Source organism: Azorhizobium sp. AG788, assembly GCF_004364705.1.
GTDB classification, from domain to species: Bacteria; Pseudomonadota; Alphaproteobacteria; order Rhizobiales; family Xanthobacteraceae; genus Azorhizobium; species Azorhizobium caulinodans.
On the sequence record NZ_SOBM01000005.1, the window covers coordinates 530,664 to 542,906 of the forward strand.

General features: G+C 66.3%; 9 protein-coding genes. 3 read left to right on the plus strand and 6 right to left on the minus strand.

Features of this window, described 5'->3' with window-relative positions:
* Positions 1–8: 8 nt before the first annotated feature.
* From DFO45_RS15730 to DFO45_RS15755, 6 genes are all read right to left on the minus strand, one after another.
* Positions 9–1,304, minus strand: coding sequence for a glycosyltransferase family 4 protein (locus DFO45_RS15730; RefSeq protein ID WP_133865612.1), 1,296 nt, complete (start codon positions 1,302–1,304; stop codon positions 9–11).
* On the minus strand, positions 1,301–2,125 hold the full coding sequence (locus DFO45_RS15735; RefSeq protein WP_133865613.1) for a class I SAM-dependent methyltransferase: 825 nt from the start codon (positions 2,123–2,125) through the stop codon (positions 1,301–1,303). Before DFO45_RS15735 ends, DFO45_RS15730 begins: the two co-directional genes overlap by 4 nt.
* Complete coding sequence (locus DFO45_RS15740) at positions 2,122–4,335, minus strand: glycosyltransferase (protein ID WP_133865614.1); 2,214 nt, start codon at positions 4,333–4,335, stop codon at positions 2,122–2,124. Before DFO45_RS15740 ends, DFO45_RS15735 begins: the two co-directional genes overlap by 4 nt.
* A gap of 134 nt (positions 4,336–4,469) precedes the next feature.
* Positions 4,470–5,129 carry a calcium-binding protein gene (locus tag DFO45_RS15745; RefSeq protein ID WP_012171849.1) on the minus strand — a complete coding sequence of 220 codons (660 nt, stop codon included), beginning with the start codon at positions 5,127–5,129 and terminating at the stop codon, positions 4,470–4,472.
* 402 nt (positions 5,130–5,531) lie between these two features.
* Entirely contained in the window at positions 5,532–6,968 is a 1,437-nt protein-coding gene (locus DFO45_RS15750; protein WP_133865615.1) for an HlyD family type I secretion periplasmic adaptor subunit, read from the minus strand.
* Complete coding sequence (locus tag DFO45_RS15755; RefSeq protein WP_133865616.1) at positions 6,965–8,686, minus strand: type I secretion system permease/ATPase; 1,722 nt, start codon at positions 8,684–8,686, stop codon at positions 6,965–6,967. Before DFO45_RS15755 ends, DFO45_RS15750 begins: the two co-directional genes overlap by 4 nt.
* Before the next feature lie 276 nt (positions 8,687–8,962).
* Here DFO45_RS15755 and DFO45_RS15760 point away from each other — a divergent pair, with 276 nt between their 5' ends.
* The 3 genes from DFO45_RS15760 to DFO45_RS15770 all read left to right on the plus strand — a co-directional run bounded on the left by DFO45_RS15760 (position 8,963) and on the right by DFO45_RS15770 (position 12,219).
* Positions 8,963–9,550 carry a MarR family transcriptional regulator gene (locus DFO45_RS15760; RefSeq protein ID WP_245518119.1) on the plus strand — a complete coding sequence of 196 codons (588 nt, stop codon included), beginning with the start codon at positions 8,963–8,965 and terminating at the stop codon, positions 9,548–9,550.
* Between the two features lie 56 nt (positions 9,551–9,606).
* Entirely contained in the window at positions 9,607–10,857 is a 1,251-nt protein-coding gene (locus DFO45_RS15765) for a glycosyltransferase family 4 protein (RefSeq protein WP_133865617.1), read from the plus strand.
* 162 nt (positions 10,858–11,019) lie between these two features.
* Positions 11,020–12,219 (plus strand): polysaccharide pyruvyl transferase family protein, encoded by a 1,200-nt coding sequence (locus tag DFO45_RS15770; protein ID WP_208299806.1) that lies wholly within the window; start codon positions 11,020–11,022, stop codon positions 12,217–12,219.
* Positions 12,220–12,243: the final 24 nt, after the last annotated feature.

The following is a 12,243-nucleotide window of genomic DNA, read 5'->3' on the forward strand; positions in this document are numbered from 1 at the left end:
GCGGCTCCTTAAGCGGCGACGGTGGAAGTCGCGGCATCCGCCGCGAGGGGCCGGGCGATCTGGCCGGCGAGGCGCAGATAGCGTGCCGCGACCGCATCGATGGAGGGCGGCGGAACGGTCGCCGCCGACAGGCGCCGCCACAGGGCCGCATCCTCCGCGCAGCGGCGCATCACGCCGGCGAGGTCCGCCGCGTCGCCCGGCAGGACATGCAAGCCGTCCACGCCATCGCGCACCGCCTCAGCCATGCCGCCGATGCCGGAGGTGATGACCGGACGGCGATGCATCTGCGCTTCCTGAATGACGAGCGGCGCGTTCTCCCACCAGACGGAGGGCATCACCACCCAGTCCACACCCGCCATCAGGTGCCCGACCTCATGCCGCTCATAAGAGCCGAGGCGCAGGACATGGGAATCCGTCTCCGCGAACAGGCGATCGATCTCGGCGGTGAAGGCCTCGCTCTGGTAGAGCGCCGCGCCATGGACGCGCAGCTCGAAATCGACGCCGCAGCCGATGAGCCGCCGGGCGGCATCGAGCAGCACCTTCATCCCCTTCCAGGGATTGATGTTGCCGAAATAGCCGAAGGAGGCCCGCCGTCCCTCGTGCGGCGGCCGGAAGGGCGCTGCCGAGGTGAGCGGGCGGCCGTTGGCGATGACCTCGATCTTCGCAGGATCAAGCCCCCAATCCACATAACGCGCCTTCAGGAAGCGGCTCGGCGAGACGAAGGCGTCCACATAGGAGAGGTGCGTCTTCAGATGCTGCTGGCGCAGCAGGAAGCGCTCGGTGGGAATCTCGGGAAAGCAGGCGTGGCAGGCATCGGGGCTCGCGCCCATGCAGCGCTGGCCGCCCTTGGTGCGCGCCATCAGCCCGTCGTGATGGCAGATGGGATAATAGTCATGCAGCGTCATGACGATGCGCGCATGGGGCAGGATGCGCCGCACGAGGGCGGGAAATTCCGCGCCGATCAGCAGCAGATGGTGGAGATGCACCACGTCCGGCCGGAAATCGCGCAGCAGGGCCACGAGATCGGGCACGGCGCCATAGAGGTCGATCTGGCTCATGCTGAAACGGTCGAAATGGCCGGTCCAGAACAGCACCTCGTCCTTGGCCGAGCCCACGGTCTGGAACGACGTGCCGGGCCGCGCCTCGCGGTGCAGCCGGCTGGTGGCGCCGAGGAACAGCGCCTCGCAGCCCGCCCGCTGGTAGGCCTTGAACAGGTCGTGGGCGAAGATCTCCGTGCCGCCGGGATGCAGGTCCGGATGGTTGTGCGCAACGACCAGGATGCGGGGGCTCGCAGGCGCATTCATGAGCGGCCTCCCCGCTTCCGGGCGACGAAGATGTCCTGGTAGTGATCCGCCGGAGTGCCGCGCCAGTGGCCGAGGCTTTTCAGGCCGATGTCGAAGCCGGCCTCCCGCAACAGGCCATCGATGAAGCCGTCATCGAAGCCCACGGCGGCGAGGGGCGCCTCCGCATTGGCGAACCAGCACGGCCCCTCTCCGTCCCGCACAAAGCCGAGCCGGGCATCGCGCCCATCGCCCGCCCGCGCCACCTCGTCGAGCACGAAGGCGGTGAGGAACAGCTTGCCGTTTGGCCCCAGCACGCGGGCGATCTCGCGGATATAGGCCGCAAGCTCATCCGCCGGCAGGTGGGTCGCCACCGAGACCATGATGGCGAAATCGAAATTGGCATCGCCATAGGGCAAAACGAGATCCGTGCCCGCCACCACGCCGCCCGGATTATAGAGCGCATGCGCAATATCGAGCTTCTGGAAGCGGAACTTCGGGTAAGCCGGCGTGATGGTGGTGGCGCACCAGGCGACCCCGTCCAGCACCGGATCGAACCCCTCGTAGCTCCCACGCTCGGGGTGCAGGAACTGCGTGAGCGGAACGGCCATGCGCCCGATGCCGCTGCCCACATCCAGCACGCGGTGGCTGCGGCGCAGGCCGCCCAAAGTCACGAAATGGCGCAGGAATTCGGCGCCGATGGCGCGGAAATCCCCGTCGCCCACAAAGATGCTGTCGGCGGGAGGCTGGGGCAGGAAGCGGTTCTGCCCGATATGGTCCAGTAGCCAGTCGAGCTGGGCGGACACCGGATCGAAGGCGCGGGTCTCAGGAGCATGGACGTTCATGCGGCGTCTCCCGTCCAGGTCTCGGCCATGAGGGACGACATGGTGTCGCTCCAGCGCTGCGCGTGCAGCCAGGCATTGTAGGCGGAGGCGGTGCCGCGCCCGTGGTCGGGGCTCACCCGCATGGAGCGCCGCTCCAGATGATAAAGCTCCGCCTCCGGCACGTATCGCACGGCAAGGCCCTTGGCCCGCACCTTCAGGCACAGGTCGCTGTCCTCATAATCGCCGATCACATAGTCCTCGGTGAAACCGCCAACCGCCTCATAGAGCGCGCGTCGCATGAGGACGCACGCGCCGGTTACGGCCGGCACCGCACGGGCCACATTGGCTGGCGCGTAATCGCGCGGCATGCCCTTGTGATAATGGTGGTTGAGCCACTGCCCGCGCACGCCGCGCGCGAAATACATGCCCGCGTGCTGGAGCGAGCCGTCGTCGAAGAGGAGCTTCGGCCCCACTGCTCCGATGCTGTCGTCCGCGAGGGCCGCCACCAGCGGCGAAAGCCAGCCGGAGGCCACCGGAATGACGTCGGAATTGACCTGCGCGATCACCCTGCCCCGCGCCTCGCGGGCACCGGCATTGCTGGCGACCGCGAAGCCGGCATTGCGCGGCATCACCACCAGCACGACGGACAGATCATAGAGGATGTGAAGGCCCCGCAGCAGGTGCTCGACGCCATCGGCCTGCTCGGGCGAATCCAGCACATAGATGATCTCCGCGCGATCGCGGATCGCCGGGTCGGCGGCGAAAGCCCCGATCTGGAAGCGCAGGAAGTCGAGCACGCGATAAAGCGGCACCACGATGGAGACCTCGGGCGCAGCCACGCGCTCGCCAATGGCGATGACGCGCGGCGACCCCACCTGCGCGACGAAATCATGCTGAATCGCCGCCAGCGCCGGGCCGAGGCAGCGCGCCAGCGCAGTATCCGTGAGGAATTGCGGCGGAATGGCCTTCAGAGCCCGGGAGCGCTTCTCGGAAAGATCCGCCGGCTGGGGCGCGGGCACGAGCATGTGGCGTTCGCCGGACTTCACCCGCAAAGCGAAGCGCGGCTGCAGCAGGTCCATATGCGCCGGCGCAAGGGCCGCGAAGCCCGTCACGGGAACCGTCTCGTCCCCCTGCCCCACCTGGCCGGAGAAGTCATGGCGGGCCTCGGTCAATGGTACGAGGGTTTCCCCGTCGATAAGGTCGAGGCCGGCGACGAGGCCAAGGGGATCACGCACCCAGCCGCCCGCCAGCAGGCCCGCAGAGGTGGCAAGCGCCAGATCGATCTCCGCCGAGGGCAGATGCGGGCCACCGGAGAGGGCGCGCGCTGGCAGTGGGGCCTGAAGCTGGAGTTCCACGGCCGCCGCGCGCGCCGCCTCCGAGCCTTGCGCTGCGACAGCGACGGCATATTCCCGCAACGCCGGATCAGCCTTGCCATTGGCGCGCCACCAACGGGCCAGTGAGCCGAGATCGGCAGGCCATTCGAGACGGCGCACCGCGAGCCAGCCGCTCCCGGACAGCAGAACGAGGGTCTCCGGCTCCTGCTCCGCATTGCCCAGCGCCAGATAGAAGCGGCGCTGACCGCGCCCGTCCGGCGCCCCGATGCGCGGCGCCGCCGGAAGGCGGGAGAAACGATTGGGAGAAATGCAGTGGAGCGCGGTGGGCGGAGCGACGCCGGCCGGCAACCCGCCCTCCACCAACGCGGTCTCGCCATCGAGCCGCGCCACCGCCCGCATCACCGCGGGCTGGGCGCTCGTCGCGCGAGCGAGTCCGTAAATGAGACGGGCATAGGCCCGGTTGCCGCGCAGGCGGAAGATGCTCGCCCACGTCTCAAGCAGCGTCGTGATGAGCGACACCCGCGCAACCGGCACGAGGCCTGCCAGCAGCGTCTCGACATCAACCGCGGGGATTTCGCGCGTGGGTTCGACCCGGACTTCCACGCTCCGGCCCACGGCGCCGGCAAACAGGGAAAGAGACAGCGCCGCATCCGGGCGGCGGAAGGCGAACAGGAGCCGCGTGCGGCCGTCCTCGCGCAGCAGACGCAACGCGCCGAGCGGCGCCAGCGGTGCGCCGGACGAGGTTTCGAGCCGTCCCGAATTCCAGACCCGCGAAGGCGCGTCCCAGGCCAGCATCAGCACGCCACCGGAGAGCGCGAAGACCTGGGGGCCATCCGCCGCATCCGGCACCGGGCCGATGACGATGGGCGTAAAGACGTCGCGGGCGGGTTCGAGCATCGGCTGTCACCTCGGAAATGCGCCGGAAGGGCTGCCCGCGAGACGGGCTCGCGGGCAGCAGGAAACCGCGGGCGGGGGAAGACCCGGCGGTGTCTTGGCAAGCGGCGCGGAGCGGTGCGCCCCACGCCGGAGCGTCAGTGCACGAGGAAGTAGGTGTTCGGGTGATCCTGAACGTCTTCCAGGCTCACGCCATGCAGCGTGACGGTGTCGCCGTTGCCGAGATCGATGACCGTATGGCCGCCCACCTCCGTGGCCCGCGCCGCCACGTCGTCGGCGCTCGTGATATCCGTGCCGTTGATCCCCTTCGAGATTTCGAGAAGATCGGTGCCGGCCTTGAAGTCCAGCACTACGTCGTTGCCGCCGCCGCCGGTGAAGACGAACAGGTCGCTGCCCGCGCCGCCTTGCAGCAGGTCGTTGCCCGCGCCGCCGTGCAGGATATCGTCGCCCGCACCGCCGGAGAGGAAATCATCCCCCGCGCCACCGACCAGGGCATCGTCGCCAGCGCCGCCGAGAAGCGTATCGTTACCCTCGCCGCCGGAGAGATAATCCGAGCCGGAGCCGCCGGAGAGGAAATCGTGGCCGGCGCCGCCGAACAGGGCGTCGTCTCCTGAGTTTCCGAACAACGAGTCGTCTCCGGCATCGCCGTAGAGGGTATCCGCGCCGTGTTCACCAAACACGAGGTCATGCCCATCGCCGGCGAGCACCGTGTCGTCGCCACCATGAGCGAAGATCACGTCGTGGAACCGGCTTCCGAGAAGCGTATCGTCGAATGCGCTTCCTTCGATGGTTGCCATGGCTGTCTCCGTCACTCCAAAGCACGCCCGATCCCGGACCGGCACTGGCCGTCAGGCGAAAGCGTGTCTGGCTCAAGTTGCAGAGGCGAATTCACAGGCCCGGTCACATGGCCGGCCTGATCCGCCCCCATGGGGGGACGCGGTCATCACGCCCTCGGAGGATACTTCCGTTTAAGGAACGCATCAGCTCCGATGCAGTGCATCATACGCAAGGGCATGACGGACAGGAAGACCAAAAAGTGATTTTCTTCAAGGAATATTATGGCCTTAGACTTGGCCATTCGCTCTTATTCAAAGACATATTCAGTAGTGTTTGATCTCAATTTGATTCAAATTTTGAAATTGCAGACGGAGATATAGCGCAGCACACGGCAGCCCGGTGCCGCCGCACGCTGCGCCGCATCAATTCTCGCGGAAGGCGCGGTTGAAGCTTTCGGTGACGGGACCGATGAGATAATCGATGGCCCGCCGGGGCTTGCGCACCGCCATCAGCTCCGCCGGCATACCCGGATAGAGGCTCACGGTCGGGTGCTTCTCCAGCTCCGCCGCATCGATGGATGCCCGGATGACGTAATAGGCGTTCTGCGAGTTTGGATCGATGGTCTGATCCGCCGCCACATAGATGATCTTTCCGTCAACAGGCGGAATCACCCGATGGTCATAAGCGGTGAGCCGCACCTGCGCCTTGCCGCCCACATGCACATTGACGATTTCCCGCGTGCCGAGCTTGGCTTCGACCAGGAGTTGCTCCTTCTCCGGCACCACATCCATGATCGGCTGGCCAGCGGGGATCGCGCTTCCGGGCGTGCGGAACTGGATATTGGCGATCACTCCATCCTGTGGCGCGCGCACGGTGAGCCGGTCCAGCACGTCCTTGGCGGAGGTGATCTGGTTCTCCACCTCCGCCAACTGGAGCTGCGCATCCTGAAGCTGGGTCGCCACATCGCTCTGCCAGTCGAGATCGATGCTCGCGAGCGTCGCCTCGGCGCTGGCCTTGGCCTGTTCGGACTTGGCGATCTGAGCCCGATAGTCGCCGACCCGGCCCTTGAGCTCGGACACGCGCGCTTCCTGCTCCAGCAGTTGAGCCTTCGCGACAAATCCCTTGCCCGCGAGCTCCTTGAGCCCCGTCAGGCGCTCGGAGATATAATCGCGCTGGCGCTCGGCAGACTCGATCAGCGCCGACAGGGACTGCGCCTCCGCAATCCGCTGCTCGATTTCCTTGCGCTGGATCTGGGTCTTGCCGACATAGGCATCGTGCCGACGCTGGAACAGCCGCCGCTCCGCAGACAGCACATCCACCGCCACGGGGTTCGCGGGATCGAGCACCGGAGGGGGGAAATCCACCTGCGCGGCACCGCTCTGCTCTGCGCGAAGGCGCGCGAGCTTCGCGAGGAAGCCGACGCGCCGGCCGCGGTACTGCTCAAGATCGGAGCGGGCCCGGGTATCGTCCATCAGCGCCACCGGCTGGCCCAGCTTCACCACATCGCCTTCCTGCACCAGCAGACGCTTGAGAATGCCGCCCTCCAGATGGCTCACCGTCTTGCGCTTGGAATCGACCACCAGCGTACCGGTCGCGACTGCCGCCGAATCAAGATTGGCCAGCAGTGCCCAGGTGGTGAAGCCGCCGAAGCCGATGAGCACCGCCAGCGTGCCAGCGATGACGGGTCCCCGCAGCCCCGATGGCGCTTCCACCGCCTCGCGTTCCAGCACCTGATACCAGGTCTCCACCCTGCGGTGCCGGTCCGGCGGCAGCACCTCCGCGCGCCGGGCCGCGACGCCGCGCTGGGGCGGGTCGGCCGGGCGCGCGGGCGTGCGCTGCATGTGATCCGCCTCGCTCATGCGGCACCTCCTGCGGTGGAGAGCTTGGGCTTGCGGGAGGGCGTCAGGGCCGCCACCACCGAAGTCCGATCGCCAAACTGGGAGATGCGACCGTCCTGCAGCACCAGCAGCTTGTCGGCGCATTCCATGATCGCCGGGCGATGGGCGATCACCACCACGATGGCACCGTCATCGCGCATAGCCCGCATGGCCCGCATCAGTGCGGCCTCGCCCTCCGCGTCCAGGTTTGCGTTCGGCTCGTCCAGCACGAGGAAGCGCGGCCGGCCATAAAGGGCGCGGGCAAGCGCGATGCGCTGCTTCTGGCCACCGGAGAGGGTGAAGCGGCCGTCGCCCACCGGCGTGTCGTAGCCAAGCGGCAGGCGGCCGATCATCTCATGCACGCCAGCCATGCGCGCGGCCTCGATGACCGCCCGCGGGTCGGGCTCGCCCATGCGCGCGATGTTCTCGCGGATGGTCCCGTCCAGCAGCGAGACGGACTGGGGCAGATAGCCCACCATCTCGCCGAACGAGCCGCGCTCCCATAGATAAACATTGTGGCCGTCCAGATAGATACCTCCAGAGGTGGGCTTTGCCGCCCCCACCATGAGGCGGGCGAGCGTGGACTTGCCGGCGGCAGAGGGGCCGACGACGCCGAGGATGGTGCCCGGCTCCACCCGGAAGCTGATGTTCTTGATGACCGCGAGATCGCGCCCCTGCGCGATGAAGATGAGGTTGTCCACCTCCAGCGGCCCCTCACTGGGCGGCGTCGGGAAGGTGTCCCGGTGGGCGTGATGGGCCTCCAGAAGCTCGCGCACCCGCTGCCAGGCGGAGGAGGCCGCGATCCAGGAGCGCCAATTGTCGGTGAGGCTGTCGAAGGGCGCCAAAAGGCGACTCATGATGATGGTCGCGCCGATCATGGAGCCCGGCGAGGCATCGCCCTCGATGACCAGCGAGGCGCCGAGCGACAGGGCGCCGATCTGCATGGTGAGCCGAAGCACGCGCGTGACCGCATGCATGCCGCGGCCGCGCCCGTTAGCCATGTTGGAGAGGTCGGCGGCGTGCACCTGCGAGGTGCGCCAGCGGCGCGCCAGATTGGGCAGCATGCCCATGGCCTCAATGGCCTCGGAGTAGCGCAGGTTCGCGCTGATCCGCGAGATGTTCTCGATGTGGGCCTGGTTCGCTTCCTTGGTGAGCCGCCGCGTGAACATGTCTGACAACAGGCCGAGCGCCACAAGGATACCTGCGGACACCACCGCCAGCAGCCCGTAATAGGGATGGAGCGCGAACAGGACCGCCAGAAAGATGGGGCACCACATGCCCTCCAGCGGAGCCATCACCGCGCTGGAGGTGAGGAAGCCGCGCAGATCGGACAGATCGCGAAGCACCTGCGTCGCCTTCACTGCGCCGCCCTCTACCGAAGCCGTGAGCGCCGCCTCCAGCGTCGGCAGGTTGAGCCGCCGGACCAAGGTACCAGCCATCGCCTGAAAGGTGAGCGCGCGTATATATTCTAGGATGCCGTAGAGGATCAGGCCGAATCCCGCGAGCAGCGCCAGCATCGCCAGCGTGTCATAGCTGCGCGAGTTGATGACCCGATCGTGCACCTGCAGCATGAAGATGGGCACGGTGAGCTGTAGCAACGTAATGAAGCCGCTCAAGGCTGCCGCATAGGCCAGACCCGCCACAAACGTCCGGCGGCCAGCCTTGATCAAGGTTCGTGCGTCAGACTGCCTGGATGTCATCGTGGACGCACCCTCCTACCGCAGCGCGAAGATTTTTGGCCGAAAGTCGAAACACCTTCAAAAGAGCGATGAGTTTCCCTATCATCGCCTCATTAAGTCCTACCTTCGATGACGTTGTCATCACTCTTCATCGGTTATTTGGAGAGAAGATGGCATAAGCTGTCAATCAATAGCTGACCAGATTCGTCAGCATGACTGGTCTTGGGGAGGTTAGTTCGAAATTTGAATCAAATTCGGACGAAAGGGGACGTGATGACTCATAAGATTGACCGACCCATGACCGAAGACGGTGGCGAAGACTTTGGTGTACGCTGGAGCGATCTCATGCCCTCCGGCGTGAGCGACAGCGGCTCGATGTCTGACCCGGACCCCAGTGAGACGGGCGCTGCTGCCCCGGCCACCGCCACCGATGCAGTCACACATCTGGAACTCGTGCGGGTGATCGAGCGGGTGCATCGCCGCTATTTCGACCTGCTGCGGGTGGAGCTGACGCGCCTCGGCGTCGACGACATCAGCCCCTCGCAGGTCATGCTGCTGTTCACCATCGGCGAGGATGAACTCTCCGTCCGCGACCTTCTGGAGCGGGGGCATTATCTGGGCTCCAACGCCTCCTACAATCTCAAGCAGTTGCTGGAGGCCAATTACATCGTCCGGGCCGCGTCTGCCCGCGACCGCCGCTCCGCCCGCATACGGCTGGACGCGAAGGGCCGCAATCTCTGCAATCTCATCCGCAGCGTCGACGAGACCTACCACCGCCTGGTGGCGCGGGATGCGGAAGAAACGCGGGAACTCGGCATCGCCTTCGCCATGCTGCGGCGCCTAGAGTTCGTGTGGACCAACGCCCTTCGCTACGGCAACGGCTGAGCCGCTTCCCGTCCCCCATCGGGACGGGCCGTGACGTTCCTCACGCCCGGAAGCTCATGCGGATTGTCTTCATCCATCGGCGGGGGCCAGGCCAGTTCCTGCACCTCGCACCCTATCTCGCCAGCGAAGGCTGGGAGGTGACGCTCATCTGCGAGACCATGGACCGCCCCCTGCCCGGTGTGCGCACGGTCCGCCACCGCGCGGAGCACGCCCCCCATGGACGCGCCGACGCGACACCCCATTTCGCCACCCCAGAACAGCATGTGCGCATCGGCTACCGGGTGGCGGAAACACTGGATGCGCTGGCGCGGATCGATGGCCCCCCCGATGTGGTCTATGGCCATATGGGCTGGGGCGGCCTGCTGTTTGCCAAGGACGTGCTGCCGCAGACCCCGCTTCTCGCCTATTGCGAATATTACCACCGGCCGGAAGGGGGCGACGCGGGCTTCGACCCCGCCGACACCGTGACGCGCGACGACCGCCAGCGGCTGCGGCTGCGCAACAGCGCCCAGTTGCTGACGCTGGATGCCATGGATGGTGGCATCAGCCCCACGCGCTGGCAGAAGGGCCGCTTTCCCGCTGCCTATCAGAACCGCATTGCCCAATGCCATGACGGCATCGACGTCCGCTTGTGCCGGCCCGATCCGCAGGCGCGCGTCACCTTGCCCGATGGTACGGTGCTGCGTGCCGGAGATGCGGTGGTGACATATGCGGCGCGCGATCTCGAACCCTATCGCGGCTTTCCGGAATTCATGCGCGCCGCAGCGCGGGTGGCGCAGGCCCACCCGGACGTGCGCTTCGTCGTCGCGGGGGGAGACGGCATCAGCTACGGTCGCCCGCCCGCACATGGCCGGAACTGGCGCGAGGTGATGATGGCCGAGACTGGCCTCGATCCGGCGCGCATCACCTTCCTCGGCACCGTCCCGCACGCGGCGCTCATTCGCCTGTTCCAGATCTCGGCGGCCCACGTCTATCTCACCTATCCCTTCGTGCTGTCGTGGTCCGTGCTCGAAGCCATGGCGTGCGGCGCGCTCGTCATCGGCTCGGCGACGCCGCCGGTCGCGGAAGTGATCGAGGACGGCACAAACGGACTCATCACGCCCTTCTTTGACATTGACGCCCTGGCCGCACGCATGCGCGAGGCGCTGGACAGCAGGACCACCTTCTCCGCGCTCCGCGCGAGTGCCCGGCGCACCATTGCCGAGCGCTTTGCGCTCGACTCCCGCCTCAGACGGCAGCAGGCCCTGATCGGCAGCCTCACCGGCCGGCGGCCCGCAGCGCAACGCACCGCCATGGGGGCGGCGTGAGGCCTGCCCGACGACAACCGGGGCATTCTACTTCGATTTTCAAAGTATATTTTTAATATTGCGCGCCGCAAAACTGCGGGCAAGATAATGAAACCAGCGTAGGCAGAGAGACCGCGCTGCCCTGTCCCACGAATGATCGCACGATCCGCGAGGAGGACATTCATGTCTGCCACTCCAGCCGCCCCCCGCCGCGCCCGCATCGGCGTGCTCATGCCCGCCGGCAAGGTGATGGATCATGATCGCGTGGTCACCCACACCTATGGCAATCCGGAAAAGGCGACCTCGCTTTTCACCAATATCGGCGACTGCTTCGTGTTCGAATCCTCGCTCCGCATCCTCGATTATGCGGACGTGCAGCCCATCTATGCAGGCGAGAACACGGTTCCCTCCGACGCTTACGTGGAAAAGCTGAACCAGCTCGATTTCCTGTTCCTGCGCGGCTCGAACTACATCAACACCAATGGCAAGTGGGACGCCATCACCGCCCTGCTGGAGCGCACGAAGGTGCCGGTCATGGCCTTCGGCATCGGCGTGCAGACGCCGGACAATTCCGAAGAGTATGTGAACGAGTCGACCAAGCGCTTCCTGCAGCTGGTGGCCGACCGTTCCACCTCCATCGCCATCCGCGGCACGCTCTCGCAGAAGGCGCTGAAGTCCATCGGCATCGACAAGGTGCGCATCATCGGCTGCCCGACCGCCTTCCGCCACCGCAAGCCCACCATCTCCATCAACCGCATCGCCAGCGGCGACATCTCGAACCTCGGCTTCACGCTGCGCCGCAAGACGCACGGCAGCCAGACCCTGCAACGCTACATGCTGCGTACGCTGGCCGAGCAGTACAAGACGCGCATCTTCTGCGCCGGCGAACTGGAGGAGAAGCAGATCTTCTATGCCGAGCGCGGCATGCTGAAGGACTCCGGCGACGTGCAGGCGAATGCCATTGAGACTCTGATCAATGAGAACTGGTTCTATGGCCCCAGGGATCCGCTGATCGACCTCTACAAGGCCCAGCTTGCCGTCTTCGAGGCGGTGCAGGATTTCGAGGCCGGGCTGAAGGAGATGGATGGCGTGACCGGCTTCCGCCTGCACGGCAACCTGCTGGCGCTGGCAAACGGCGTGCCCGCGCTCTACGTGACCTATGACACCCGCACGCGCGAATTCGTTCAGACGCTCGGCATCCCCTCCATCGACATCAAGCAGATGGACCGCTTCTCCTTCCAGAAGGCATGGGACAAAGCGGACTTCGGCACCTTCGAGAAGGCCTATGCCCTGCGCTTCAAGGAGTTGAAGGCGTTTCTGGAAGAGAACGGGATGGCCCACCGTCTGGAGCGGCCGGTGCCCAAACTGGTGGCCGCCGAATGAAGACACGCGCCGCGTGAGCCGGCT